The 25183-nt window shown below is 71.5% G+C and carries 20 protein-coding genes and 2 pseudogenes; 10 read left to right on the plus strand and 12 right to left on the minus strand.

Annotated elements, in window-relative coordinates; all coding sequences use genetic code 11:
* Positions 1-84: 84 nt before the first annotated feature.
* The gene (locus tag OG521_34080; GenBank protein WUW25521.1) at positions 85-1251 is read left to right on the plus strand and encodes an exonuclease SbcCD subunit D; all 1167 of its coding nucleotides are present in this window, start codon (positions 85-87) and stop codon (positions 1249-1251) included.
* A complete protein-coding gene (locus OG521_34085) occupies positions 1248-4340 on the plus strand; it encodes an SMC family ATPase (GenBank protein ID WUW25522.1) in 3093 nt (1030 codons plus the stop codon). The genes OG521_34080 and OG521_34085 overlap by 4 nt, the downstream gene beginning before the upstream one ends.
* Here OG521_34085 and OG521_34090 read toward each other — a convergent pair.
* The gene (locus OG521_34090) at positions 4330-4776 is read right to left on the minus strand and encodes an Lrp/AsnC family transcriptional regulator (GenBank protein WUW25523.1); all 447 of its coding nucleotides are present in this window, start codon (positions 4774-4776) and stop codon (positions 4330-4332) included. The two genes, OG521_34085 and OG521_34090, sit on opposite strands and share 11 nt — an antisense overlap.
* Before the next feature lie 93 nt (positions 4777-4869).
* Here OG521_34090 and OG521_34095 point away from each other — a divergent pair, with 93 nt between their 5' ends.
* Positions 4870-5394, plus strand: coding sequence for a rhodanese-like domain-containing protein (locus OG521_34095; protein WUW25524.1), 525 nt, complete (start codon positions 4870-4872; stop codon positions 5392-5394).
* A gap of 100 nt (positions 5395-5494) precedes the next feature.
* On the opposite strand, the gene OG521_34100 is transcribed toward OG521_34095, so the two are convergent.
* Positions 5495-7180 carry a DUF885 domain-containing protein gene (locus OG521_34100; GenBank protein ID WUW25525.1) on the minus strand — a complete coding sequence of 562 codons (1686 nt, stop codon included), beginning with the start codon at positions 7178-7180 and terminating at the stop codon, positions 5495-5497.
* A 32-nt stretch (positions 7181-7212) separates the two neighbouring features.
* The gene (locus OG521_34105) at positions 7213-7767 is read right to left on the minus strand and encodes an Lrp/AsnC family transcriptional regulator (GenBank protein WUW25526.1); all 555 of its coding nucleotides are present in this window, start codon (positions 7765-7767) and stop codon (positions 7213-7215) included.
* 59 nt (positions 7768-7826) lie between these two features.
* Here OG521_34105 and OG521_34110 point away from each other — a divergent pair, with 59 nt between their 5' ends.
* Positions 7827-9071 carry a PLP-dependent transferase gene (locus OG521_34110; protein WUW25527.1) on the plus strand — a complete coding sequence of 415 codons (1245 nt, stop codon included), beginning with the start codon at positions 7827-7829 and terminating at the stop codon, positions 9069-9071.
* Here OG521_34110 and OG521_34115 read toward each other — a convergent pair.
* From OG521_34115 to OG521_34125, 3 genes are all read right to left on the minus strand, one after another.
* Positions 9004-10410 (minus strand): GNAT family N-acetyltransferase, encoded by a 1407-nt coding sequence (locus tag OG521_34115; GenBank protein ID WUW25528.1) that lies wholly within the window; start codon positions 10408-10410, stop codon positions 9004-9006. The genes OG521_34110 and OG521_34115 overlap by 68 nt on opposite strands.
* Before the next feature lie 124 nt (positions 10411-10534).
* Entirely contained in the window at positions 10535-12115 is a 1581-nt protein-coding gene (locus OG521_34120) for an alkaline phosphatase D family protein (GenBank protein ID WUW25529.1), read from the minus strand.
* A 126-nt stretch (positions 12116-12241) separates the two neighbouring features.
* On the minus strand, positions 12242-13699 hold the full coding sequence (locus OG521_34125) for a PLP-dependent aminotransferase family protein (GenBank protein ID WUW25530.1): 1458 nt from the start codon (positions 13697-13699) through the stop codon (positions 12242-12244).
* 47 nt (positions 13700-13746) lie between these two features.
* On the opposite strand from OG521_34125, the pseudogene OG521_34130 reads away from it, so the two are divergent.
* Positions 13747-14547 (plus strand): annotated as a pseudogene (locus OG521_34130) (DMT family transporter).
* A 105-nt stretch (positions 14548-14652) separates the two neighbouring features.
* Here the strand turns inward: OG521_34130 and OG521_34135 are convergent.
* Positions 14653-15483, minus strand: a complete 831-nt coding sequence (locus OG521_34135) for an alpha/beta fold hydrolase (GenBank protein WUW25531.1) — start codon at positions 15481-15483, stop codon at positions 14653-14655.
* Positions 15484-15797: 314 nt separating this feature from the next.
* Here OG521_34135 and OG521_34140 point away from each other — a divergent pair.
* Together OG521_34140 and OG521_34145 are read left to right on the plus strand one after the other, a co-directional pair.
* A pseudogene (locus OG521_34140) lies at positions 15798-15902 on the plus strand (RNA polymerase subunit sigma-24).
* Positions 15903-16306: 404 nt separating this feature from the next.
* Positions 16307-17074: a GntR family transcriptional regulator gene (locus OG521_34145; GenBank protein ID WUW25532.1), complete on the plus strand. Its 768-nt coding sequence runs from the start codon at positions 16307-16309 to the stop codon at positions 17072-17074.
* A 111-nt stretch (positions 17075-17185) separates the two neighbouring features.
* Here OG521_34145 and OG521_34150 read toward each other — a convergent pair whose 3' ends face one another.
* The 3 genes from OG521_34150 to OG521_34160 all read right to left on the minus strand — a co-directional run bounded on the left by OG521_34150 (position 17186) and on the right by OG521_34160 (position 20282).
* Complete coding sequence (locus tag OG521_34150; GenBank protein ID WUW25533.1) at positions 17186-18343, minus strand: ROK family protein; 1158 nt, start codon at positions 18341-18343, stop codon at positions 17186-17188.
* 99 nt (positions 18344-18442) lie between these two features.
* Complete coding sequence (locus OG521_34155; protein ID WUW25534.1) at positions 18443-19093, minus strand: response regulator transcription factor; 651 nt, start codon at positions 19091-19093, stop codon at positions 18443-18445.
* Between the two features lie 4 nt (positions 19094-19097).
* The gene (locus OG521_34160) at positions 19098-20282 is read right to left on the minus strand and encodes a histidine kinase (GenBank protein WUW25535.1); all 1185 of its coding nucleotides are present in this window, start codon (positions 20280-20282) and stop codon (positions 19098-19100) included.
* A 107-nt stretch (positions 20283-20389) separates the two neighbouring features.
* Here OG521_34160 and OG521_34165 point away from each other — a divergent pair, with 107 nt between their 5' ends.
* The 3 genes from OG521_34165 (at position 20390) to OG521_34175 (ending at position 22634) form a co-directional block, all read left to right on the plus strand.
* A complete protein-coding gene (locus tag OG521_34165) occupies positions 20390-21328 on the plus strand; it encodes an ATP-binding cassette domain-containing protein (GenBank protein ID WUW25536.1) in 939 nt (312 codons plus the stop codon).
* A gap of 2 nt (positions 21329-21330) precedes the next feature.
* On the plus strand, positions 21331-22068 hold the full coding sequence (locus OG521_34170) for an ABC transporter permease (GenBank protein ID WUW25537.1): 738 nt from the start codon (positions 21331-21333) through the stop codon (positions 22066-22068).
* Positions 22069-22196: 128 nt separating this feature from the next.
* On the plus strand, positions 22197-22634 hold the full coding sequence (locus tag OG521_34175; GenBank protein ID WUW25538.1) for a hypothetical protein: 438 nt from the start codon (positions 22197-22199) through the stop codon (positions 22632-22634).
* 331 nt (positions 22635-22965) lie between these two features.
* On the opposite strand, the gene mug is transcribed toward OG521_34175, so the two are convergent.
* Together mug and purB are read right to left on the minus strand one after the other, a co-directional pair.
* Positions 22966-23532, minus strand: a complete 567-nt coding sequence (mug, locus tag OG521_34180; protein WUW25539.1) for a G/U mismatch-specific DNA glycosylase — start codon at positions 23530-23532, stop codon at positions 22966-22968.
* A gap of 22 nt (positions 23533-23554) precedes the next feature.
* On the minus strand, positions 23555-24997 hold the full coding sequence (gene purB, locus OG521_34185; GenBank protein WUW25540.1) for an adenylosuccinate lyase: 1443 nt from the start codon (positions 24995-24997) through the stop codon (positions 23555-23557).
* Positions 24998-25183 lie beyond the last annotated feature (186 nt).

The raw sequence follows: 25183 nt of genomic DNA on the forward strand, positions 1-25183 counted from the left end.
CACCGGGGGTCCGGGCCGGGCCGGCGCACGGGCTGACCGGCAGCGGATGACGAGGAAGCGAAGCATGCGGGTCGGAGCCGGCTCTTGAGGATTCTGCACACATCGGACTGGCACCTGGGGCGGTCGTTCCACCGGGTCTCGCTGCTGGAGGCACAGGCCGCCTACCTCGACCACCTGGTGGACACCGTGCGCGAGCACGAGGTCGACGTGGTGCTCGTGGCGGGTGATGTGTACGACAGGGCGGTGCCGCCGCTCTCCGCCGTGCAGCTCTTCGACGACGCGTTGCACCGTCTCGCGGCCGCCGGTGTGCCCACCGTGATGATCTCCGGGAACCATGACTCGGCCCGCCGGCTCGGCGTCGGCGCGGGACTCATCGGACGGGCCGGCATCCACCTGCGCACCGACCCCGCGCGGTGCGCCACCCCCGTCGTCATCCCGGACGCGCACGGCGACGTGGCGTTCTACGGACTCCCCTATCTGGAGCCCGCCCTCGTCAAGGACGTGTTCCGGGCGGAGCGGGCCGGGCACGAGGCCGTGCTCACCGCAGCCATGGAACGGGTCCGTGCCGATCTCGCGGAGCGGCCCCGCCCGACCCGGTCGGTGGTCCTCGCCCACGCCTTCGTCGCGGGCGGCGAGCCGAGCGACAGCGAGCGCGACATCACCGTGGGCGGGGTGGCGGCCGTCCCCGCAGGGGTCTTCGACGGCGTCGACTACGTCGCCCTGGGGCACCTCCACGGCTGCCAGACGGTCGCCGAGCGCGTCCGCTACTCCGGCTCGCCCCTCGCGTACTCCTTCTCGGAGGCCACCCACCGCAAGACGATGTGGCTGATCGACCTCGACGCCACCGGCGCGATCGCCGCGGAGCGGATCGACTGCCCGGTGCCGCGTGCCATCGCCCGGCTCAGGGGCCGGCTCGACGCCCTCCTCGACGACCCCGCCCTCGACCGGCACGAGCACTCCTGGGTCGAGGCCACCCTCACCGATCCGGTCCGCCCGTCCGAGCCGATGGCCCGTCTCCTGAAGCGTTTCCCGCACACGCTCAGCCTGGTCCTCGAACCGGACCGGGCACCCGACGCCCCGCACACCTCGTACGCCCAGCGGCTGCGGGGACGCGACGACCAGAGCATCGCGGAGGACTTCGTGGCCCATGTCCGCGGCGGCTGCGGGACCGACGAGCACGAGCGGACGGTGCTGCGCGGCGCCTTCGATCACGTACGGGTCGACGACGGTGTGCGCGAGGTGAACCGATGAGGCTCCACACGCTCGCCATCACCGCCTTCGGGCCGTTCGGCACCACCCAGGAGATCGACTTCGACGCGCTCTCCGCAGCCGGCCTCTTCCTGCTGCACGGACCGACCGGCGCCGGGAAGACCTCGGTCCTCGACGCCGTCTGCTACGCCCTGTACGGGGCCGTGCCCGGTGCCCGGCAGAGCCCCGGCACCTCGCTCCGCAGCGACCACGCCCCGGTGGACCTGCCCACCGAGGTCCGGCTCGAACTCACCGTCGGCGGGCGCCGTCTGGAGATCACCCGGCGCCCCGCCCAGCCCCGCCCGAAGAAGCGGGGTGGCGGCCACACCACTGAGAAGGCGCAGAGCTGGCTGCGCGCCCACGATCCCGAGCAGGGCTGGCAGGCGCTGAGCCGTTCGCACCAGGAGATCGGTGAGGAGATCACGCAGCTCATCGGTATGAGCCGGGACCAGTTCTGCCAGGTGGTGCTCCTGCCGCAGGGCGACTTCGCCCGTTTCCTGCGGGCGGACGCGGAAGCACGCGGCAGGCTTCTCGGCCGGCTCTTCGACACACGGCGTTTCGCGGCCGTCGAGGAGCGCCTCGCCGATCTCCGCCGGGCCGCCGAGAGCCAGGTCAGGGCCGGGGACGAACAGATCCTCGCCCTCGCCCAGCGGATCGCCCAGGCCGCAGGCCCGGCCGGCCGCGAGTGGCCGATGCCCACGCTCCAGCCGGGCGAACCCGGACTCGCCGACGCCGTCCTGGCCTGGGCCGCGACGGCCCGCAGCGGCGCCCGGGAACGGCTGGACATCGCCGGTTCGGTGCTGTCCGCGGCCGAGAGCCGGCACGCCGCGGCCCGGCAGGCCCTGGACGCCGAACGGGAACTGGCCGGACTGCAGCAAAGGTACGAGGAGACCCGGCGCCGTGCCGCCGCGTCCGAGGCGGGCCGGGCCGCGCACGACGAGGACCGGGAGCAGTTGCGGCGCGCCCGCAAGGCGGACCTCGTCGCCCCTGCCCTCGAACTCCGCGACGACGCCGGGCGCGCCCATCAGCACGCGCGCGCGGCCCGCGACCGATCCCGGTCCCGGATGCCCGCCACCCTGGCCGACGCGGGTGCCGAACAACTGGCGGCACTGGAACGAGGACTCCGCGAGGAGCTCGGCGGGCTGGACGCCGCACGTCGCGCCGAGCGGCGCAGCGCGGAGATCGACGACGAGCGTGCCGCACTGGAGCGGCAGGCCCGGGCGGACGACGAGCTGATCCGTGACGCCGAGGGCTGGCTGGCCGGCTGGGAGAACACCCGGAGCGGTCTGCACGCCCGCATCGAACAGGCACAGGAGGCCGTCACCCGCGCCGAACTGCTGGCCGGCCGGCTGGAGCCGGCCCGGCGGCGTCTCGAAGCGGCCCGCCGCAGGGACGCGCTGGCGGACGAGGCGACGTCCGCGCAGGAGCGGCTCGGCACGGCACGCGAGCACGCCCTCGGTACCCGGGAGCACTGGCTCGACCTGCGGGAACGACGGCTGCGGGACATCGCGGCGGAACTCGCGCGGGAACTCGTCGAGGGCGAGGCCTGCACGGTGTGCGGCTCCGCCGACCATCCGAGGCCCGCGCGCCCCGGGGACGGTCATGTCGACCAGGCGACGGAGGAGGCGGCGGAGGCCGCCCACCGCCGCGCCGAGCAGGCGCGCACGGATGCGGAACACGCACTCGGAGCCGTACGGGAACGCTATGCGGCAGCCCGGGCCGAGGCCGTGGGCCCGGTCGACGACGGCGGCACCGGAGGTCCGGCGGACGCGGACGGGCAGCAGGGGGACGCGACGGACGGGGAGCCCGGTCCGACGGTCGCCCGGCTGGCAGCGCTCGTGGACACGCTGACCCGTGAGCACGCGCAGGTGCACCGGACCGCCGCGGGCACGCACGCCGCGCGTGAGGCGCTGGCCGCCGCCGAACGCGAGCAGGCACAGCGGGCCGAGGACCGGCAGCAGGCCGAACGCCGGGCCGCGGCCCGCACGTCCCGGCGCGAGGGCCTCGACCGTGAACAGACCTCCCTGGAAGAGGTGCTGGTCCACGCGCGTGGCGGGTCGGGCAGCGTCTCCGAGCACGCCGCGCTCCTGCAGAACAGGGTCGCGCTGCTCGTCGAGGCGGCCGGGACGGTGCGCGAGGAGGAGAGCGCGGCAGCCCGGCTCAAGCAGGCCGACGACCGGCTCGCCGACGCCGCGTTCCGGGCCGGCTTCGACACGCCGCAGGCCGCGGCGGCCACCCTGGTCCCCGACTCGGGTCAGCGCGCGCTCCAGCACCGCATAGACGCCTGGCAGGCCGAGGCGGGTGCCGTCGCCGACCGGCTCGCCGAGACCGGGGCCCGTGCCGCCGCGGAACGCGCGCCGGCCGCGCCGGACGTGGCACAGACGGCCCACGACGCGGCCGAACGCCTGCTCCGCGATGCGTCGGCCGCTCTCGCCGCGGCCCGTGAACGCTCCGCCGAACTCGACCGGCTGTCCCGGCGCGCGGCGGACGAGGTGCGCGATCTGGGGCTGGTGCGCGCGGAGTACGAACGCATCGCCCGGCTTGCCGGGCTCGCGGCGGGCACCTCGGCCGACAACGAACGCAAGATGCGGCTCGAGTCGTACGTGCTCGCGGCACGGCTCGAACAGGTGGCGGAGGCTGCCAGCGCCCGGCTCCGCCGCATGTCGTCCGGCCGCTACCAGCTGGTCCACTCCGATGCCCGCGCGGGCGGCCGCCGCGCCGGTCTCGGTCTGCACGTCATCGACGCCTGGACCGGGCACGAGCGCGACACGGCCACCCTCTCCGGCGGCGAGACGTTCTTCGCGTCGCTCGCGCTGGCACTCGGCCTGGCCGACGTGGTCACCGACGAGGCGGGCGGCGTACGGCTGGACACCCTGTTCATCGACGAGGGATTCGGGAGCCTCGACGAGCAGACCCTCGACGAGGTGCTCGACGTACTGGACTCGCTGCGCGAGCGGGACCGCAGCGTCGGCATCGTCAGCCATGTGGGCGATCTGCGCCGGCGCATTCCCGCCCAGCTCGAAGTGGTGAAGGAGCGGAACGGTTCGGCCGTACGGCACCGGGTCGGGGGCGGGACGGGGCTCAGCGACTGACCGCGCGCCTCGGCAGTGGCGAGGAGTAGACGACGCTGGTGGTGACGGAGCCCAGGGCGCCGATCTTCCCGGAGACCGCCTCCAGATGACTCATGGAGCGGGCGGTCACCTTCAGCACGAAGCAGTCGTCGCCGGTGACGTGGTGGGCCTCCAGGATCTCCGGCGTGGTGTCGAGGAGGTCGTGGAACGGCTTGTAGTTGCCGTTCGGATACCGCAGCCGTACGAAGGCGAGGATCGGCAGACCGAGGCGTTCGGGTTCCACCACCGCCGCGTACCCGCTGATGATTCCGGCCTCCTCCAGCCTGCGGACCCGCTCGGTCACGGCGCTCGACGACATGGCGACGGCCCGCGCGAGTTCGGCGAACGACGCGCGCCCTTCGCGCTGCAGGACGTCGAGAATGAGCCAGTCGGTGGCGTCCGGGGAATAGTCGGTCATGCTTAGAGGAAACAGGGGTTTCCCCGGCGGATCAAGAGATGTGCCGGGGATCTCACCTTCCGGCGCGGAGGTGCCGGTCATAGATTTCTGACCATGACTCCGCAGCTCATCGACACCGCCGCCGTCACCGCCACGGCCCCCGCTCCCGCAACCGTCACGAACCCCGTGCTCCGCGTCCCGCCGGCGGCCCCGGCCGCGGCCGCCGCCCACTTCGGAGCCTCGCTCGCGTTCCACGCCGATGTCTCGGACGTGGCGGCGGCCCTGGCGGCCGGCGGTGACCCCGGCTTCGTACTCCTCGACTCCCGCTCGACCGCGTCCTGGGACCAGGGCCACGTCCCCGGGGCGGTACACCTGCCGACGGCGCTCATCGCGGAGCAGGCCGGGGAGTTGCTCGACCCCGCAGTGCCCGTGGTCACCTACTGCTGGGGACCCGGCTGCAACGGCGCCGCCCGGGCCGCGCTCGCACTCGCCGAACTCGGCTACCGGGTCAAGGAGATGCTGGGCGGTTTCGAGTACTGGGCGCGTGAGGGCTTCGAGTTCGAGACCTGGCAGGGGCGCGAGCGCCGCACCGCCGACCCGCTGACCGCCCCGGCCGGCTCCGACGACTGCGGTTGCTGAACCGGAGGCCGGGACGCCGCCCCGGACGCATCGCGAGATAGGGCGTCAGTATGCACGCGGCGGTCCCGGGCAGCACGCCCGGGACCGGCCGACGCGAAGGTCAGAGCTTCGACAGCTCGTCGACCAGGTCGTCCAGACCCAGCGGCCCCTGGGACAGGGCGGCCATGTGCCAGGCCTTCAGGTCGAAGGCGTCCCCGTGGGCGGCGCGGGCGTTCTCCCGGCCGAGCAGCCAGGCACGCTCGCCCAGCTTGTAGCCGATGGCCTGGCCCGGCATCGAGAGGTAGCGGGTCAGCTCGCTCTCCACGAAGTCGGCCGGCCGGCCGCTGTGGTTGCCGAAGAACTCCTGGGCCAGCTCGGGCGTCCACCGCTCACCGGGGTGGAACGGGGAGTCGGCCGGGATCTCCAGCTCCGCGTGCATGCCGATGTCCACGATCACCCGGCAGGCCCGCATCATCTGGGCGTCGAGATAGCCCAGCCGGCGCTCGGCGTCGGGCAGGAAGCCCAGCTCGTCCATCAGCCGCTCCGCGTACAGCGCCCAGCCCTCGGCGTTGGCGCTGACGATGCCGATGGACGCCTGGTAGCGCGAGAGGCTCTCGGCGACATGCGCCCACTGCGCGATCTGGAGGTGGTGGCCGGGCACGCCCTCGTGGTACCAGGTGGAGACCAGGTCGTACACCGGGAAGCGCGTCTCGCCCATCGTCGGCAGCCAGGTGCGGCCGGGACGCGAGAAGTCCTCGGAGGGGCCCGTGTAGTAGGGCGCCGCGGCGCCGCCGGGCGGGGCGATGCGGGACTCCACCTTGCGGACCCGCTCGGCGAGTTCGAAGTGCGTCCCGTCCAGGGCCTCGATGGCCTCGTCCATCAGACCCTGCAGCCACGTCTGGACCTCGTCGACGCCCTCGATGTGCTTGCCGTGCACGTCGAGGTGGGCCAGCGCCTCCCAGGGGCCGGCACCCGGCAGCACCTTCTCGGCCTCGGTCCGCATCTCGGCGAGCAGCCGGTGGTATTCCGACCAGCCGTACGCGTACGCCTCGTCGAGATCCAGGTCGGTGCCGTTGAAGTAGCGCGACCAACGGGCGTACCGCTCACGGCCGACCGTGTCCGGCTCGCCCTCGACCGCCGGGGCGTACACGTCCCGCATCCAGTCCCGCAGCTCCTCCAGCGACCGGGTGGCCTGCGCCGCGGCGGCGTCCAGACCGGTGCGCAGCGCGTCCGGGCCGGCGGCGGCGAAGTCCTGGAAGAACCCCGTCGTGCCGTCCCCGGCCCACTCGTCGAGCTGGCCGATGAACGTGGTGGTGGCACGCGGACCGGCGTACAGCTTGCGCTCCAGGCCGAGCGCGAGGGACTCGCGGTACCCGGACAGTGCCGCCGGGACGGCCTGGAGCCGCTCGACGACGGCCGCCCAGTCCTCGTCCGTCTCGGTCGGCGTCACCGTGAACACCTCACGGAGCGAGTGGGCCGGAGAGTGCAGATTGGACACGGCGCGGAGCGCCTCGTCGGCCTCATGGACGGCGAGTTCGGCCGTCAGGCGCTCCCGCAGCAGACGGCCGCACCGGCGCTCGGCGTCATCGGCCGCACCCGGCAGCTGCTCGGCACGGTCGAGCTGGGCGAGAGTGGTGCGGGCGAGCTCGGCCAGCCGCTCCTGGCCCGCGGGGGAGAAGTCGGGAAGGCGGCGCGAGCTCTCCGCGACACCCAGATAGGTGCCCGAGATCGGGTCGAGTTCGATGAATGCGTCGACGTAGGTGTCGGCGACCTGGCGGGGCAGCGCGCTGCTCGGAGAATCTGACATGGGGACATCCTCGTACGGAGAAGGCCTCCGCGTCACCATGAACCGGCACCATGGTCCTGACGCGGAACCGGACCCGTGCCCGCTTCCTGGTCCCGGCCGGGGCCGCCCGTCCGGGCCGCGGGCGGCAGCAGCGGACCGCACTCCCACTGCTGGAATATGAGCCGGGTCTCCACACGGGCCACTTCGCGCCGCGAGGTGAACTCGTCCAGTACCAGGCGTTGCAGATCGGCGGTGTCGGTCACCGCGACATGGACCAGGTAGTCGTCGGGACCGGTCAGGTGGAACAGGGCCCGGGACTCGGGCAGCGTCCTGATCCGCTCGACGAACGGGCCGATGAGCTCCCGGCGGTGCGGCCGGACCTGCACGGACAGGAGCGCCTCCAGACCGCGCCCCAGCCTGGCCGGGTCGAGCCGCAGCTGATGGCCGAGAATGACGCCGGTGCGACGCAGCCTGGTGACGCGGTCAAGACACGTCGACGGGGCGACCCCGACCTCGGCCGCGAGTTCGCGGTACGTGGTCCGGGCATCGTTCTGCAGCAGCCGCAGTATGTGCAGATCCACCGTGTCGAGAGCGACGGAATCGGTCATTCGCCGAACGTAACACGGGCTTTTCGGCAGGAGTTCCGGTCACTGTTCAGAGTGGGGGCATGGACTCCGCATCCTCGAAGACGCCCTCGACGACACCCCCGTCCCGGGCGCTCGCCACCGAAGCCGTGCACGCCGGCCGCGACGACCTCGCTGCTCTCGGCCTGCACGCCCCGCCGATCGATCTCTCCACCACCTACCCCTCGTACGACTCCAGGGGCGAGGCGCAGCGGATCGACGCCTTCGCCACCACCGGCGCCCGGCTCGACGGGCCGCCGGTCTACGCCCGGCTCGACAACCCGACCACCGCCCGGTTCGAAACGGCACTGGCCCGCCTCGAAGGGACCGCGAGCGCCGTCGCGTTCGCCAGCGGGATGGCCGCGCTGACCGCCGTCCTGCTGGCCCGGGCGAGCATGGGACTGCGTCACGTCGTCGCGGTCCGCCCGCTCTACGGCTGCAGCGACCATCTGCTGGGCGCCGGCCTCCTCGGCACCGAGGTGACCTGGACGGACCCCGCGGGCATCTCCGACGCGATCCGCCCCGACACCGGGCTGGTGATCGTCGAGACGCCCGCCAATCCGACCCTCGCCGAGGTGGACATCAGGGCGGTCGCCCACTCCTGCGGCTCGGTGCCGCTCCTGGTCGACAACACCTTCGCCACTCCGGTGCTCCAGCGGCCCGTCGAGCACGGGGCGCGGATCGTGCTGCACAGCGCGACGAAGTACCTGGGCGGTCACGGGGACGTGATGGGCGGAGTCGTGGCCTGCGACGAGGAGTTCGCGGCCCGGCTGCGCCAGGTGCGCTTCGCCACCGGCGGCGTCCTCCACCCGATGGCCGGATACCTGCTGCTGCGGGGGCTCGCCACGCTGCCGGTGCGTGTCCGCGCCGCGTCCGCGAGCGCCGCTGAACTCTCCCGCAGGCTCTCCGCCGACCCGCGGATCGCCCGCGTCCACTACCCGGAACTGGGCGGTGCGATGGTGTCCTTCGAGGTGTACGGGGACCCCCACCGGGTGATCGCCGCGGTACGGCTGATCACGCCCGCCGTCAGTCTCGGAAGCGTCGACAGCCTGATCCAGCACCCGGCCTCCATCAGCCACCGCATTGTGGATGAAGGAGACCGGCAGGCCTCGGGGGTCGGCGACCGGCTGCTGCGCATGTCGGTCGGTCTCGAGGACGTCGAGGACCTCTGGGCCGATCTCTGCCAGGCGCTCAGCAGCGAGGAGCCGGTACGTCAGGTGGTCAGTGCCCGGCCTGCTCGTACGGGGGCAGGGACCGCGCCCGAGTCGCGCCGCCCAGCCGGGCGGTGATGACGAGCGTGCCTTCCTCGATCTGGTAGTCGAGCGGCAGCGAGAGCGCGCGCATGGCGGCGACCATGCCGGTGTTCGACGCCTGGGTGACGGCGTAGACGCTCTCGCAGCCCGCCTCGACGGCGAGGGCCACCAGCCGGGCCAGCAGCTCGGAGCCGATACCGCGGCGCTGCCAGTCGTCCTCGACGAGCAGGGCGACCTCGGTCTCGTCGCCGTCCCAGAGGAGATGGCCGAGGGCCACCGTCCGGCCGGACGCCGTCTGTACGGCGAGGGTGCGGCCGAAGCGCGGGCTCAGCAGGTGGTCGAGGTAGCGGTCGGCGTCGCGGACCGGCCCGTGGTAACGCAGGCGCAGCGTCTGTTCCGAGCACCGGTCGTGCATGGCGCGGGCCGCTTCGAGGTCACCGCGGTCCGCCCGGCGCACGGTGATCGCGTTGCCCTCGGGGAGGGTCAGCACGTGCTCGCTGCGCGGAACGCGGGGGCCGAGCCGGGCATCGAGCTCGACCAGGGCGCGCGCCCTGGCGAACTCGGTGGGCGTGAACGGGAGATAAGGGCGCTCGACCGTGATGACGCCGCCCGAGGGGTCGCGCAGCCGCATCACGGTCTCCTCCAGCACCCCTTCGACGGGTGCGGTCTCACCGGTGGCGCGTCCGGTGATCGACACGGCGGGCAGCGAGTGGATGGTGCAACGGCCGAGCAGCTGGCGCAGGGCGAGCGGGAGTTCGGCGGCGTCCAGGGCGGTGCGCGTGGCGAGGCCGAGCACCCGGGTCGGGGCGTCCACCAGATCGTGGGTGTCGGCCCGCTCGATCCAGGTGGAGCTGCCGCCGGCCTCCGAGATCGCCCGGGTCAGCTGCGGAGCCGGCAGTGCGGCGGGTGCGCGCAGCAGGAACTCGTCGACCGTGCCCTCCGCCAGCGGGTGTGTCTGGAGGGTCAGGATGTCGATCCGGTGGCGGGCCAGCACGATGCAGAGCGCGGCGAGGCTGCCGGGCGCGTCCCGGACCGTGGTGCGCATCCGCCACAGCACCGTCTCGGCGGGCGCCGAATCCGTCTCCGGGGCGTCGGCGTCGACCGTGGCGGCACGAGACCCATCGGCCGGGACGTCGTCCGCGGCCGGCGGTGGTGCGTGGCTGTGGCGCCGAGCCCACCAGGTGTGGAACGCGGCGGTCGCGGTCAGTGCCACGGCCGAGGCGATGAGCAGGTAGGGGCCGTCGGGCTGGTGTCCGATCAGGTTGGCGATCGCGTCGGCGACGGCGACCGCGGTGAACAGGGCGGCAAGTTCAATGAGGTCCCGCCGCCAGTGGTGCGGGCGGCGGGCAGTCTTCGCGGATGTCACATCAGTCATGTCCTCACTGTGACCGAACGGTGTTGCCTGATCACGAACGCCTTGTGACCGATGGGTTAAGTGTGGATCTAGTCGCCTATCGTCTGTTTTTGGCCGTTTGGCAAGTTGTTTTGAGCAGTGCGGCTCACTGTCCTACGCGCCCGGGCTGGAGCACCTGCGTGAACAGAACGGATCCGCCCTGCTCGCGCAGGCGCACGGTCAGCTCGCCGGAGTCGCCGTCGATGTCCACCTCCCCGAACAGTGCGGGCGTCTCCATGGGAGAGACGTTCGCCCGGTCGGGCGCCTGGACGAACACCTGATCCGGCCCGAACGTGCCGTCGAGTGCGTTGGACGGGAACTGGCCGGCCGCCAGCGGTCCGGTGACGAATTCCCAGAAGGGCGCGAAGTCCTTGAACGCCGCCCGCTCGGGGGCGTAGTGCTGGGCCGAGGTGTAGTGCACGTCCGCCGTCAGCCACACCGTCCCGGTGATCCGGCGGTGCTTGATGAACCGCAGCAGCTCGGCGATCTGCAGTTCACGCCCGAGCGGAGCCCCGGGATCGCCCTGCGCGACCGCCTCGAAGTCCGTGGCACCGTCGGCGACCACCAGACCGAGCGGCATGTCCGCGGCGATCACCTTCCACACCGCGCGGGACTTCGACAGTTCGCGCTTGAGCCACTCCAGTTGCGCGGATCCAAGGATTCCCGTGGCGTCGTCCGGCTGCCGGCCGGGGGAGTTGGCATTGCGGAAGGTCCGCATGTCCAGGACGAACAGGTCGAGCAGCGGACCGTGCGGGATCACCCGGTGGACGCGGTCGCCGCCCGGGGAACCGTGCAGCGTGGACACCGGGAAGTACTCCCTGAAGGCCCGCGACGAGCGGGCCGCCAGTATGTTTACGTTCTTCTCGGTGTACCGGACGTCGTCGAGGATCTGGCCCGGGTACCAGTTGTTGCGCACCTCGTGGTCGTCCCACTGGATCACCGAGGGAACCTGGGCGTTGAACGCGCGGAGGTTGTCGTCGAGCAGGTTGTAGCGGAAGTTCCCCCGGTACTCGGCGAGGGTCTCGGCGACCTTAGCCTTCTCCTCGGTGGTGACGTTGCGCCAGACGCGGCCGTCGGGCAGCGTCACGCTCGGCTCGATGACGCCGTCCGCGTAGATGTTGTCGCCGCTGCAGAGGAAGAAGTCCGGGTCGAGGCGCCGCATCTCGTCGTAGACCCGGTAGCCGCCGATGTCCGGGTTGATGCCCCAGCCCTGACCGGCGATGTCGCCGGACCACAGGAAGCGCACGCCGTCCCGCCGCCGCGCGGGCGCCGTCCGGAAGGTCCCGTACACCGGCTCGCCCGTGCGCCGGGGGTCGTCCGCCGCGGCGAGCGTCACCCGGTAGTGCACCTGCTCGCCCGGCGGCAGCCCGTACAGCGGCGTCGTCCCGGTGCAGTCCGTGGCGGGGCCCAGCAGCGGACCGTGCCAGGTGCGGGCCCGCCGGAACGACCGGGTCGCCGACGTCTCCACCACCATCCGCGCCGGCCGGTCGGAGCGCACCCACACCAGCGCGGACGACGACGTGACGTCACCCACCTGCACACCCCAGGCCGCGTCCGGGCGGCCGGACCGTGCGAAGGCGGGGGCGGCCGCGCCCACCACCGGAAGGGTGAGAGCGGCCGACGCGGCCAGCGAACCGCGCAGCACGGTACGGCGGTCAGGAGACGGGATTCGCGGACGGTTCGGCATCGGAGCGCCTCCGGGGCAGCGGATCGGGTGAACGGACAGCTGAGCGACCGGCCCACCCTCGCGCCCGGCGGAGGCGGGAACACCAACGCGAGGTGAACAACCGGCCCTTGCCGACGCCGTGCCCCCTCAGCCGCGTGCGAGCCGGGAGGCGGCCAGCAGCTGTACGCCCAGGTTGATGTCCGCCGGTGCGAGGTGCGCGTAGCCGATCACCAGGCTCACCGATCCGTCGGCGGGCCGCACGCCGCCGCAGTCGCTCAGAGGGCGCAGGGCGATTCCCGACCCGGCCGCACGGGTCACGAACTCCTCCTCCGGTCCGTACCGTTCGGGCAGCCGGGCGATGACGTGGAGTCCCGCCGCGATGCCGCTCACCTCGGTGCCCGGGAAGTGCTCGGCGAGCGCTGCCGTCAGGACATCGCGGCGCTCCCGGTAGGCGCGCTGGCAGCGGCGCAACTGGCGGTCGTAGCCTCCCCGGACGACGAAGTCGGCGAGCACGGCCTGGTCGAGTGCGGGGTTGCCGAGGTCCATGGTCCGCTTGCGGTCGACGATCTCGTCCGTCATCGACGCCGGCGCCAGCAGCCAGCCCAGCCGCAGGCCTGGGGCCAGGGATTTGCTCACCGAGCCGGTATAGGCGACGTGCTCGGGGTCGAGGCCCTGGAGAGCGCCGACGGGTGCGCGGTCGTAGCGGAAGTCGCCGTCGTAGTCGTCCTCCATGACGACTCCGTCCGTTTCCCGCGCCCAGTCCAGGAGCGCGCTCCGGCGGGCGGCGGAGTACGCGATCCCGGTGGGGAACTGGTGGGCCGGTGTCGTCACTACGGCGCGCACGCCGGAGCGCACGAGGGCGTCGGGCGACAGCCCTTCGCCGTCGAGCGGGAGCCGCGCCGTCGCGAGCCCCGCCGACGCGAAGAGCGAGGCGTGCTCGGGGCTGCCGGGGTCCTCGACGCCCACCGTGCGCAGTCCGCGTCCGTGCAGGACGAGTCCGAGCAGCGTGGTCGCCTGGGCGACGCCCGAACAGACCAGCAGCCGCTCCGGGTCGGCCACCACACCGCGGCGCCTGGTGAGCAGCGCGGCCAGGGCGTTGCGCAGCTCGGGCAGGCCGCGTGGATCCGGGTAGCCCAGTGCGCTGTGCGGCAGCCTGCCGAGAACCGAACGGTGGGTGGCGGCCCAGGCACTGCGCGGGAAGAGCGAGAGGTCCGGTGTGCCCGGCCGGAAGTCGACGCGGGTACCGGCTGGGCGGGGAGCGAGATCGCGGGCCCCGCCCTCGGCGGCCCGCACCGATCCGCTCACCCACGTACCCGCCCCGTGCCCGCTGCGCAGATAGCTCTCGGCCGTCAGCTGTTCGTAGGCCTCCGTGACCAGGCCGCGGGAGACCCCCAGATCGGCCGCGAGCGCGCGGCTGGACGGCAGCCGTGTCCCCGGAACCAGGCGGCCGGAGCGGACCGCCTCGCGCAGGGCGGACTGCAGCGCGCGCCCCCGCCCACGGGCAGGAGCGGACGCGGCCGGGAGCAGTAACTCCCAGGCGGCCGAGACGGACAAGGCCGCACCGCCGCCGCTGTCAGGTGGTGAACTGGTCCCCGAAGACGTCATGGAAGTGGACCTTAAACCGGGCCTTCGCACTGCCTAGCGTCGGTGTCATGAACGTGACCTACTTGCGCGGCTCGTTTCTCGCCGCCTTCGCCTGCATCCTCGTGGGTGCCTCCTTCACCGCCAACAGTGTCCTCGGCGACTACCCCTACGCGGGAGGCCAGGCGCTGCGCTACGGCCTTGCCGCCCTGCTGCTCGTGCCCCTGGTGACCCGGACCGGCGGGCTCCGGCCGGCAGCCGTGCTCCGTGGCCTCAGCCGCCGGCAGTGGGGGCGGCTCGCTCTGCTCGCCGCCGTCGGAATGGTCGGCTTCAACCTGGCCGTCCTGGCGGCCGAACGGTCGGCGGAACCGGCTGTTCCGGGCGTGTTCGTGGGGTGTGCCCCGATCCTCGTGGCCGTCCTCGTACCGCTGATGGCGGGACGCAGGCCGACACGCGCCGTGCTCTTCGCCGCGGTACTGGTGGCCATCGGTGCCTTCACCGTCCAGGGCTGGGGGCGCACCGACATCGCGGGAATCCTCTTCTCCGTCGGCGCCCTGGCCGGTGAGGTGGGCTTCGCCGTGCTCGCCGTGCCGGTGCTGCGTCCGCTGGGAGCCACGCTGCTGTCCGCCACGGTGTGCGCGGTCGCCGCCGTGGAGTCGGCCGTCCTCGGTCTGCTGCTCGACGGCGGCGGCTTCGTCCGCGTGCCCACACCCGACGAGGCCGTTGCGCTGCTCTGGCAGGCCGCCGTGGTCACCGTCATCGGGTTCGTGTGCTGGTACCGGGGGATGCAGCGCATCGGTGCCGAGCGGGCCACGCTCTTCTCCGGACTGATCCCCGTGTCCGCCGCGCTCACCGCCCCGCTGGTCGGTGCCGGTGCGTACGGCCCCGCCCAGGTGGTGGGCAGCTGCCTGGTCGGGCTCGGTGTGGCGGTCGGCTCGGGGGTCCTGCGCCGGAGGGGACGGGTGCGGGCGGTGGTCTCAGCGGCTGGTGTCGAGGATCACCCGGGCCACGAGAGCCGGATCGTCGTTCATCGGGACGTGACCGCAGCCGGGGAGCCGGACCAGCCGGGCGCCCGGGAGGGTGTCCTTGGCCCGGATGCCCTGGCGGCGCAGAAGCAGCCGGTCGCGGTCGCCCCAGGCGACGGTCACCGGTAGGTCCGGGACGTCGTCGGTGAACCGGACGTCCCGTCCGAGGGCCAGCGTCTGGTGGAACCCCGTCGCCCGGCGCAGGGCCAGGGTCTCCGACACGGCGGCCTCCGGCGAACGGCGTCCCGGCCGGGCGTAGATGGTGCTGGTCAGCACGGTGCGACCGGTCGCGCTGCGGGACAGGCGCTCGATGAGCGGCAGCGGCATCGACTCGGCCGCCAGCCGCATGGCACGCAGGGTTCCGAACGCATACCTGCGCTCGCCGTCGGTCCAGAACCCGGCGGGCGAGAGTGCCGTCACCGACCGTGCGAGCTTCTCGCGTCCCAGCTCCAGCGCGAGCAGCCCGCCGAGCGAGTTCCCTGCCACGTGGGGGCGGTCCACCCCGATCGCTTCACAGAAGGCCCCGAGCAGGGGCGCCACGGTCGTCAGGTCGTACGGAACATCGGCGGGCAGCGCGGGGGAGGCTCCGAAACCGGGCAGGTCGACGGCGATGACGTCCCGCTCCACGGCCAGCACCGAGATCACCGGGTCCCAGGCCTGGCGATGGTGACCGATGCCGTGGAGCAGCAGCAGCGGCTCTCCCGACCCCGACCGCTCGTACGCCACGGACACGGTCCGCGGTCCTCGGGGTGACTCGACGGTGAACGAGGCCGTGGTGGTCATGGAGGTGCTCCAGGGTGATGCGACACGAGGAAGCCGTGCCGGCAAACGGCTTAGACATTTAGTCAGCAACAATTACCGCCAGGTAGCTTCCAGTTCAAGGGGGCAAGGCATTCTCGCGGGGCGGGGAGGCGCTCCAGGGGGCGAGGGGACGCTCAAGAGGGGCGCTGAAGAGGGCAGCGGGATTCGGACTGGGCGGCGTGCGACCGGTCGGCCGGCACGGGCGGGTGACAGCCGAAACCGTGACCGACGTCTTCGAGAGCACCGGCCCGTACGCGCCGCATCCCGCGTCGGCACATGCTCTGCGCCGGCCCGGGACGCGGCGCGAGGCGTACGCCGGACCGTGGCTGTCGGAACCAGTGGTCACGGACTCCGGCCCCACCGTTCCCGACACGGCGGAGCAGGGCGTGCCCGCCGGCTCCGATGTGCGCTTGGTCGGCGCCAGCGGCGGAGAGCCGAAGGTGCCGCTACGGATCCTGGATCGCGTGGACAAGGCAGGCCGCTGCTTCCTGCGGACAGCCGCCCCCGGTGGCCGGGTGCCGATCCGGGAGTCCGCCCACTGGAACCGAATGGTGGCCCCGCCCACGCCGCAGCCGCTCGTCGAAGCCCCACGCACCCGCCCGGACGTGGGGCTTTGTGCTGCACGCAGAGCGCCGGTCCACGAACGTCCTGTGAACGCTGTGCGGCAGACACCCGATTCACAGGTCCGTGGACGGAGGATTGGTCTTGACCAAGGGGGTGCGCCGTCCTATGGTCTCAACGTTAAGACAGGAACCTTTAATAAATAACGTCGCGGAAAAGCCGCTGGGCGATTGCGGAGGACAGGGTGGGGACCACGCAGCTGGAATCGGTGCAGGAGCCGAAGTACTGGCACCTCAAGACCGTGCTCAGTGAGGCACTCGACTCGGACTTTGCGGTGGGGGAGATCCTTCCCAACGAGCGCGAGCTCGCCGCCCGGTTCGGTGTCGCCCGGGCTACGCTCCGGCAGGCCCTGGAGCAGCTCGAACTCGAAGGCAGGCTTCAGCGCCGCCGCGGTGTGGGCACTACTGTCGCCCCGCCGCGCGTGGGAGTCGCCGTCTCGACCGCGCAGCACGACTGGACCGGCGGCGGTGCGGGCGAGGCCTGGCAGGCCGTCGACTGCAATACGGCTGCCGCTCCGGTGTCCGTGGCCGGCATGCTCGACGTGGCGGGCGACGAGCCCGTCCATATCGTGCGGCGGATCCGCGTCACGCACGGGCAGCCCGTCGCGGCGGAGCTGCTGTACGTGCCGTCGGCCTCCGTCCCGGACCTCTCAGCGATAGACACTCCGTCCGGTCCCGCCAGGGCCCGCAGCGTCGTACGTGAGCTGCACCGGCTCGGCCTCGACGGACAGGACCGTTCCGTCGAGCTCGGATCGGCGCGCGCGGACGACGCCAAGGAGCTCGACCGGCTCCCCGGTGCGCCCGTCCTCGTCGTCACGACCCGCTACCTTGCGGCCGGCGGCACAGCGGCCGTCTCCGTCGCCACATACCGGGCCGACACCTGCCGGCTCACTTTCGGTGACTCGGGCGACCTGGAGATCAGCCACCACGACCAGACACGCCAGGCATCCTGACCGGATCACGACCAGACACGCCAGGCATCCTGACCGGATCACGACCAGACACGCCAGGCCTCCTGACCGGATTCCGGCCCGTCCGGGCGTGCACCGTACGGCCCGTCGCGATCAGCGGCGGGCCGTTACCGTTCCCTCCACGGCGAAGAGCTGCTCCTCCACGTGGTCGAGGGCCAGCCGCAGCGCACCCGTGGCCACGGCCGCCTCACCGAGCAGCGACAAGGTGACCCGAGGGGGGCGGAGACAGTAGCGGGCCAGCTCACCGCGGAGCGGGTCCAGTACCCCGTCCAGACCGGCGGCCCAGCCCCCGATCACCACCAGCTCCGGATCGAGAGCCAGGACCAGCGCCGCCACGTCGTGGACCAGCCGCTGGATGAAGCGCTCCACGGCGGCCTGCGCCTGCTCGTCGCCGTGCCGCGCCTTCGCGAACACGGCGGCGACCGCATGCTCGTCCAACGGGTCCAGTGGCGTGTCCGTCGTCGACAGCAGCCGCTCCGGCGTGACGTCGCGGCCGAGGAGGTGCAGCGCCCCGATCTCACCGGCCGCCCCGCCGAAGCCGCGGTGCAGCCGTCCGCCGATCAGCGAGCCCGCCCCGGGGCTCAGCCCCGCCAGCACGAACACGATGTCGTCCGACTCCGTGGCCGCACCCTTCCAGTGCTCGGCGACGGCGGCCGCGTTCGCATCGTTCTCCACCAGAACGGGGCAGCGGAAGGAGCGCCTCAGCCGCTCGCCGAGCGCCAGCCCCGTCCAGTCAGGCAGAGCCGTGCCCAGCCGGACGGTACCGTCGGCCTCCACGATGCCCGGGCTGCCCACCCCGACCGCCCGCAGACTGCTGCGGGCCACGCCGGTGCGCCGAAGGACATCGGCGACCACGGTCCGCACCCTGTCGAGGCGGTCGTCCGCGCAGGCGGTCTCCGACACCTCACGTGAGCCGGCACCGATGATCCGGCCGTCCAGCCCCGACAACAGTGCCGAGACCCGGTGCGGTCCGATCTCGACGCCCAGCAGGTGTCCGGCCTCGGCCCGGAAGCGGAACCTGCGGGCCGGACGGCCCTGCCGCCGCGCCTCGGCCCCGTCGGGAGCCGACTCGACGACCAGCCCCGCCTCGAAGAGCCCCTCCATGACGCCCTCGACCGTGGGCCGGGAGAGACCCGTGATCCGGGTCAGGTCCGTCAGTGTCGGTGACTGCGCGCCGCGGAGGGCGTGCAGCACCACCGCGGAATTGATCCGGCGCAGCAACGACGGGTCCCCACCGGTCAGCCGGCCCACGGTGTGTCCTCCCAGCTCGTGCGCATGTCAGGCGGATGGTACTCGCTGCTCAGGGGCAGGGCGAGCGTGGGCGGCACTGCAGTCCGGGAACGCCCGGTATCAGCTCGGAGCGACGAATCCGGACTCGTAGGCTGCGATGACCGCCTGGGTGCGGTCCCGGGCGCCCAACTTCGCCAGCACGGCGCTGACATGCGTCTTCACCGTCTCGACGCCCACCATGAGCCGGGCGGCGATCTCGGCATTGGACAGTCCCCTGGCCATCAGCCGCAGCACGCCCTCTTCGCGTTCCGTGAGCGAGGCCCGCTCCATGACCCTCCTTGCCTTGCTCGTTCCGTACTCTGCCGCGAGCTGCCGGACCGCGGCCGGGAACAGCAGGGACTCGCCCTCGGCCACCAACCGCACCGCGTGCACGATCTCGGCCGGCCGGGCCCGCTTGAGGAGAAACCCGTCCGCCCCCGCGCGCAGCGCCTCATAGACGTACTCATCGTTCTCGAACGTCGTCACCACCAGGATCTTCGGCGGCTCCGGCACCGTGCGCAGCACGACCCGCGTCGCCTCGATGCCATCCATCAGCGGCATGCGGACGTCCATCGCGACCACATCAGGACGCAGTTGACGCACCAGCGGGATCGCCGCCGCACCGTCACCGGCCTCACCCACCACTTCGATGTCGGGCTGGGCCTCCAGCACGGCACGCAGTCCCGCGCGGACCAGGGGTTCGTCGTCGACCAGAAGAACGGTAACCGGCATCCGGTCAGCGTATGCGGTACAGAGGAAGGCTCGCGTGCACCATCCATTCCTCCTTGTACGGTCCCGTCTTGGCAGTGCCGCCCAGCAGTGCCGCTCTCTCCCTGATGCCCCGCAGCCCGCTTCCACCTCCAGGGTTATCGGACGAATCCTTGAGCGGATCCTTGAGCGGATTCGTCACTTTCAGCTCCAGCCGGCCGTCTGCCACGGTGATGCGGACCCGGACCGGAACCGATCCGGAATGCCGCAGGACATTGGTGAGGGCCTCCTGGAGGATCCGGTACCCCTCGCGGGACACCGAAGGCGGCACCTGCTCCAGTGCACCGGACACCTCGGCATCGACCTCGGCCCCGGAAGCGCGAGCCGAGTCCAGCAGACGGCCGGCCTCACTGAGCGACGGCCGCTGCCCCGGCGGCGTGCCCGACTCGCGCAGCACCCTCAGCACCCGTTCGAGATCGTCCAGGGCGTCTCGGCCCGTCTCCTCGATCGCCACCAGCGCCCGCTCGGTGAACTGGGGGTCATGCGCCGCCCGGGCCGCGCCTGCCTGCACGACGGCGACCGTCAGGGCGTGTCCGATCGAATCGTGCAGTTCGCGTGCGATCCGGTTGCGTTCGAGGAGTTGCTCGGTACGCTCCTCCAGCGCGGTTATCCGTTGCATCGGCGTCGGTCCGAGAAGCCACCGGGCGGCAGCCGTGATCAGCTCCCCACAACTGATGACCACCGCGAGCAGCATGATCAGAGGCACCGGAGCAAGGACGGCGGCCCACCAGTGCGTGCCCAGGCCCGCGGCGAACCATTCGTCGCTCGGCGCGGAGCCGACCGCTGAGCGCACGAGATCGACCGTCGTGGCCAGCAGCCAGACCGTCGCCAGTCCGGCCAGCGCCGCACAGCCCAGCCGCACCTCCAGCCAGAGCGCTGTCCGCCAGCGCTCGGACCATGAGGCGGAGGGAGCCACCGAAATGGTTGCTTCGAGGTTTCCGCGCTCCGCGGGCGTGAGCAGCAACTGCGCCTGGATCCCCTCGGCGAGGCGCATGCCGGGTATCAGCCCCACCAGGGCTGCGAGGACGACGGGCACCCACGGGGTGTCCGTCGAGATGAAGAGCCACACACTCACGGCGGCACCCGGCAGGAGCAGATGCAGCCACCGGGTGTAGGTGACCGGCGCGGTCAGCGGGCGGAGGAAGCTGGACATGCCACCATCGTGCCAGCGCGCTCGACGCGGTGGCTCCCCCGAGCGAGGGAGATGATCCACTCCGGCGGGGGAGGACCGCCGGCGGGTGTGGCGGCGACGCTGAGGACATGACCAGCATCGACGTCAACGAGCTCACCAAGGACTACGGCGCGACCCGTGCCGTGGATCGACTCACGTTCAGCGTGCGGCCCGGCCGGGTCACCGGTTTCCTCGGACCGAACGGGGCGGGCAAATCCACCACGATGCGGCTTGTCCTCGGCCTGGACCGGCCCACCGCCGGCACCGCGACGATCGGCGGCCGGCCCTACGCGGCTCTGGGCGATCCGCTGCGCCACGTCGGGGTACTGCTCGACGCGCAGTCCGCGCACGGCTCGCGGACGGCGCGCAACCACCTCCTCGCCCTGGCCACGAGCAACGGCCTGAGCGGGACAAGAGTCGAGGAAGTCCTGAAGGAGGCCGGACTCGGACAAGTCGGGGGCCGGCGGATCAGAACGTTCTCCCTCGGCATGCGCCAACGCCTGGGCATAGCGGCCGCGCTGCTCGGAGACCCGGAGGTGGTCATGCTCGACGAGCCTTCGAACGGTCTCGACCCCGAAGGCATCGTCTGGATCCGGGAACTGATGAAGCGGCTCGCCCGGGAGGGGCGCACGGTGCTGGTCTCCAGCCACCTGATGAACGAGACGTCGTCCTTCGCCGACCATCTGATCGTCCTGGGGCGGGGCCGGTTGCTGGTCGACCTCCCGATGCGGGAGTTCCTCGACTCCCGGAGCCGGCCCAGCGTCCGGGTACGCACGACCGAACCGGCCCGGTTCGGGGAGGTCCTGGCTCACAAGGGATACCGGGCCGAGCGGAACGAAGACGGCTACTGGACCGTGCACGCGGCGAGAGCGCAGGAAATCGGGGTCCTCGCCGCCGCGGAAGGCCTTCCGGTTCTTCAGCTCACCGACGAACAGGCCACGCTGGAACAGGCCTACCTGGATCTCACCGCCGGTGCGACGGAGTTCGAGTCCGCCGCTGACGGAGCCACCACCCGACAGGAGGCCTGACCATGTCCACCACCGCAGTTCTGCACTCCGAGTGGATCAAGATCAGATCTGTGCGCTCGGTCGCCGGATCTCTGACGGCGGTCTTCCTCGCCACCATGGCTGTCACGGTGCTCACCTTCGCCACGGTCGGCCAGGCCGAGGCGGACAAGGCGGACGCGGACCTCGTCTTCGGAGCCTTCTACGCTTTGAACTTCGGTCAGATCGCCGCCATAAGCTTCGGGGCGACAGCGATCTCGTCCGAGTACGTCAACGGAGCGCTGCGCATCTCGCTGGCAGCGGTTCCACGGCGCACCCTCTTCTACACGGTCAAGATGTCGCTTGTCGGAGGCGCTGTTCTTGCCGTCGGGCTCGTCACCAGCTTCAGTTCATTCCTGACGGGACAGTTGTTTATGGGGGAGTACGCCGTCGGTCTGGGCGAACCGGGCGCCCTTCGGGCCGCTTTCGGCGGCGGGATATATCTCGCCCTGATGGCGCTCTTCGCCGCCGGGCTGACGGTTCTGTTCCGCAGCGCCGTTGCCGTGCTCAGCCTGCTCATCCCCTTCATCCTGATCGCTTCGTTCGTCGTCGGGGATATCGCCGGCGGTGCGGCCGACTATCTGCCCGACCGGGCCGGACAGTTGGTTCTGCACCAGCATGTGGAGAGTAGCCTCGGCCCTTGGACAGGATTGGCCGTCACTGCGGCCTGGGCTGCGGCGGCGCTCCTCGCCGGATGGTGGGCACTGCGGAGCAGGGACGCCTAGACCATGAGGAGGAGCGGTCGGATCGGCGGGAAGGCGGGAATGCCGGAAGACCGGAACGAGATGGCCTAAATCGCCCTAAAGGAAAGGGCAGGGCTTCCGTTGTCAGTGCAGGGCGGTTTACTGACGGCATGACCACCGCACATCACCTCCGCCTCATCGACGGGATGCGCACCCGAGAGTTTCCCGCGGAGCGCATCCGATCGGGTTCGGGAGTCAGCGGGCCCGGCTACCACACGGCATCACTGCACGCCGATGACGACCACTGGGACGACGACGAAGCAGGGCGGCTGGAGCACCGTGTGCAGTGTCTCGCGGAGCACGAGGCGTTGTTCACGTTGCTCGGGGTGCGATGGGGTGAACCACAGCCGATCAGTCTGTGGAGTGCGCAGGAGCGAATGATGTCCGGCGAGGAGATACCCGACCCGTGGGCCGAGATGGTGGCCGGGTGTGAGGAACTGCGCCTCTGGCACATAGACGAGCTCTGGATAGGCCTGGCGCTCTACCTGGAGGAGGGTGGCCCAGGGTGCGAGCTCGGCGTGGTGGTGACCGAGATCGATCCCCCATGATCCCCCTCGCGATCCCGTTCACGATCCCTTTCGGGATGTGAGCGGCCCGGCCGGGGCTTGGAGTGGGGCGTGGGGGCGTCAGCTGTGAGGGTGCGACGAGAACGCACGGAGAGACCGGCAACGTCCGGAGGGACCGGCAACGTCCGCGGGTGATTCCCCTCCATGGGGAGATGCCGGCTGGGTTCGCTCTCTCGCTCACTCGGATTCTCGGTCGTGTCGGGCCAGTGGTGGGGCCGGGTGAATCCAGTAGGCAGACGAATCCAGTAGGCAGACGAATCCGGCAGGCAGACGAATCCGGCAGCCAGTCGCCAGTCGAGAGATCTGCCGGTTGTCAGACGTCGCCAGAGGGACGGCTTGCCGGGTTCGAGTCGACGGCCGTTCGTAGACGTCCGTACTCATCCGCCATTGACTGCACGGTCCAGTGGGCGTTCAAGCCGCTGGGGTTGGGCAGTGCCCAGACGCGGGCGCCACCGATCTTCCGGTCCTGGGGCCCGACCTGTGCCTTCCGCTCGCCGAATGCGGTCCGGTAGGCCGTGATACCGACGACCGCCAGCCACCGCGGCTGAAGCCTCTCGACCTTCGCGGTGAGGATCTGTCCCCCGGCACGGAATTCCTCGGCGGACAGCTCGTCGGCCCGGGCCGTTGCCCTGGCGACCACATTGGTGATGCCCAGCCCATAGCCGAGGAGTTCTGACTGCTCGCTGGGCTTCAACTGCCTGGGAGTGAATCCGGACAGATGGAGCACCGGCCAGAAACGATTACCAGGGAAGGCGAAGTGATGACCTGTGGCACCTGTCATCAAGCTCGGGTTGATTCCGCAGAACAGCACGCGCAGGCCGCCCGCGACCACATCGGGAACCACGCGGTCACGGGCGGCCTGGAGCTCTTCGGGCTTCATCGCGCGATCGTCCGGGCGCTCATCAGAGGATGGAGCCGGGTGTGTAACCGGCGGCCTCCGGGTGCTGCTTGGTCAGCTCCTCGATCCGGGAGACGAGTGCGGTGACCTGGTCGCCCGCCGCGCCCGTGAAGGAGAGCTTGTCGGCCATGAGCTCGTCCAGCTGCCCACGGTCGAGCGGGATGCGCTCGTCCGCTGCCAGCTTGTCCAGCAGCTCGTTGCGCTCCGTGCCCTGCTCGCGCATGGCCAGGGCGGACGCGACCGCGTTCTCCTTGATGGCCTCGTGGGCGACCTCGCGGCCGACACCTGCACGGACCGCGCCCATCAGGACCTTGGTCGTGGCGAGGAAGGGAAGGTAGCGGTCCAGCTCGCGGGCGACGACGGCCGGGAAGGCGCCGAACTCGTCGAGCACCGTCAGGAAGGTCTCGAGGAGACCGTCGAACGCGAAGAACGCGTCGGGAAGGGCCACCCTGCGGACCACGGAGCAGGACACGTCGCCCTCGTTCCACTGGTCACCGGCCAGTTCACCGGTCATCGACGCGTAACCGCGAAGGATCACCATCAGGCCGTTGACGCGCTCGCAGGAGCGGGTGTTCATCTTGTGCGGCATGGCGGAGGAGCCGACCTGGCCCGGCTTGAAGCCCTCGGTCACCAGCTCGTGGCCTGCCATCAGGCGGATGGTCTTCGCGACCGACGAAGGAGCCGCGGCCAGCTGCACCAGGGCCGTCACCACGTCGTAGTCGAGCGAGCGCGGGTAGACCTGGCCCACCGAGGTGAAGGCCTGGGCGAAGCCGAGGTGTCCGGCGATGCGCTGCTCCAGGTCGGCGAGCTTTTCCGCATCGCCGCCCAGCAGGTCGAGCATGTCCTGAGCCGTGCCGACGGGGCCCTTGATCCCACGCAGCGGGTAGCGGCCCAGCAGGTCCTCGAGCCGGCCGTACGCAACGAGGAGTTCGTCCGCCGCGGTCGCGAAGCGCTTGCCGAGCGTCGTCGCCTGCGCGGCGACGTTGTGGGACCGGCCGGCGATGACCAGCTCGCGGTACTCACCGGCGAGCTTTCCGAGCCGGGCCAGGACGGCGACCGTACGGTCGCGCATCAGCTCCAGGGACAGCCGGATCTGAAGCTGCTCGACGTTCTCGGTCAGGTCGCGGGACGTCATGCCCTTGTGGACCTGCTCGTGGCCGGCGAGGGCATTGAACTCCTCGATGCGGGCCTTGACGTCGTGCCGGGTCACCTTCTCGCGCTCGGCGATCGAGGCCAGATCGACATGGTCGAGGACGCGCTCGTAATCGGCGAGGGCCGCGTCGGGTACCTCGATCCCGAGGTCCTTCTGGGCGCGCAGCACCGCCAGCCACAGCTGACGTTCCAGCTTCACCTTCTGCTCGGGGGACCAGAGGACAGCCAGCTCCGTAGAGGCGTAGCGGCCGGCCAGGACATTGGGGATGCGAGGCTTCGCAGACACAGCAGTCACGTGTGCAGATTCTACTGGCGGTTTATGCAGGTCGGCGCCGCACCCCGGTTTGTGGGTTGCTACGAGCGTGCGGACGGAGACACAGGGCCAGACACAGCCGTGGACTCAGGCGTGGACGCGGACGCGCGCACAGACGCAGACGCGGACGCGGACGCGGGCACGCACGCAGACAGAGACACAGCCGCG

Origin of the sequence: Streptomyces sp. NBC_01463 (assembly GCA_036227345.1) — a bacterium.
In the GTDB taxonomy this organism is placed as follows: domain Bacteria; phylum Actinomycetota; class Actinomycetes; order Streptomycetales; family Streptomycetaceae; genus Streptomyces.

Coding starts and splice junctions, on each gene's coding strand:
- OG521_34115 (WUW25528.1), bottom strand. CDS start 10,410: ATGACTGATGTGACATCCGCGAAGACTGCCCGCCGCCCGCACCACTGG.
- OG521_34090 (WUW25523.1), bottom strand. CDS start 4,776: ATGACCGACTATTCCCCGGACGCCACCGACTGGCTCATTCTCGACGTC.
- OG521_34125 (WUW25530.1), bottom strand. CDS start 13,699: ATGACGTCTTCGGGGACCAGTTCACCACCTGACAGCGGCGGCGGTGCG.
- OG521_34120 (WUW25529.1), bottom strand. CDS start 12,115: ATGCCGAACCGTCCGCGAATCCCGTCTCCTGACCGCCGTACCGTGCTG.
- OG521_34155 (WUW25534.1), bottom strand. CDS start 19,093: ATGCCGGTTACCGTTCTTCTGGTCGACGACGAACCCCTGGTCCGCGCG.
- OG521_34105 (WUW25526.1), bottom strand. CDS start 7,767: ATGACCGATTCCGTCGCTCTCGACACGGTGGATCTGCACATACTGCGG.
- OG521_34160 (WUW25535.1), bottom strand. CDS start 20,282: ATGTCCAGCTTCCTCCGCCCGCTGACCGCGCCGGTCACCTACACCCGG.
- OG521_34175 (WUW25538.1), top strand. CDS start 22,197: ATGACCACCGCACATCACCTCCGCCTCATCGACGGGATGCGCACCCGA.
- OG521_34165 (WUW25536.1), top strand. CDS start 20,390: ATGACCAGCATCGACGTCAACGAGCTCACCAAGGACTACGGCGCGACC.
- OG521_34100 (WUW25525.1), bottom strand. CDS start 7,180: ATGTCAGATTCTCCGAGCAGCGCGCTGCCCCGCCAGGTCGCCGACACC.
- OG521_34110 (WUW25527.1), top strand. CDS start 7,827: ATGGACTCCGCATCCTCGAAGACGCCCTCGACGACACCCCCGTCCCGG.
- OG521_34095 (WUW25524.1), top strand. CDS start 4,870: ATGACTCCGCAGCTCATCGACACCGCCGCCGTCACCGCCACGGCCCCC.
- OG521_34085 (WUW25522.1), top strand. CDS start 1,248: ATGAGGCTCCACACGCTCGCCATCACCGCCTTCGGGCCGTTCGGCACC.
- OG521_34170 (WUW25537.1), top strand. CDS start 21,331: ATGTCCACCACCGCAGTTCTGCACTCCGAGTGGATCAAGATCAGATCT.
- mug (WUW25539.1), bottom strand. CDS start 23,532: ATGAAGCCCGAAGAGCTCCAGGCCGCCCGTGACCGCGTGGTTCCCGAT.
- OG521_34135 (WUW25531.1), bottom strand. CDS start 15,483: ATGACCACCACGGCCTCGTTCACCGTCGAGTCACCCCGAGGACCGCGG.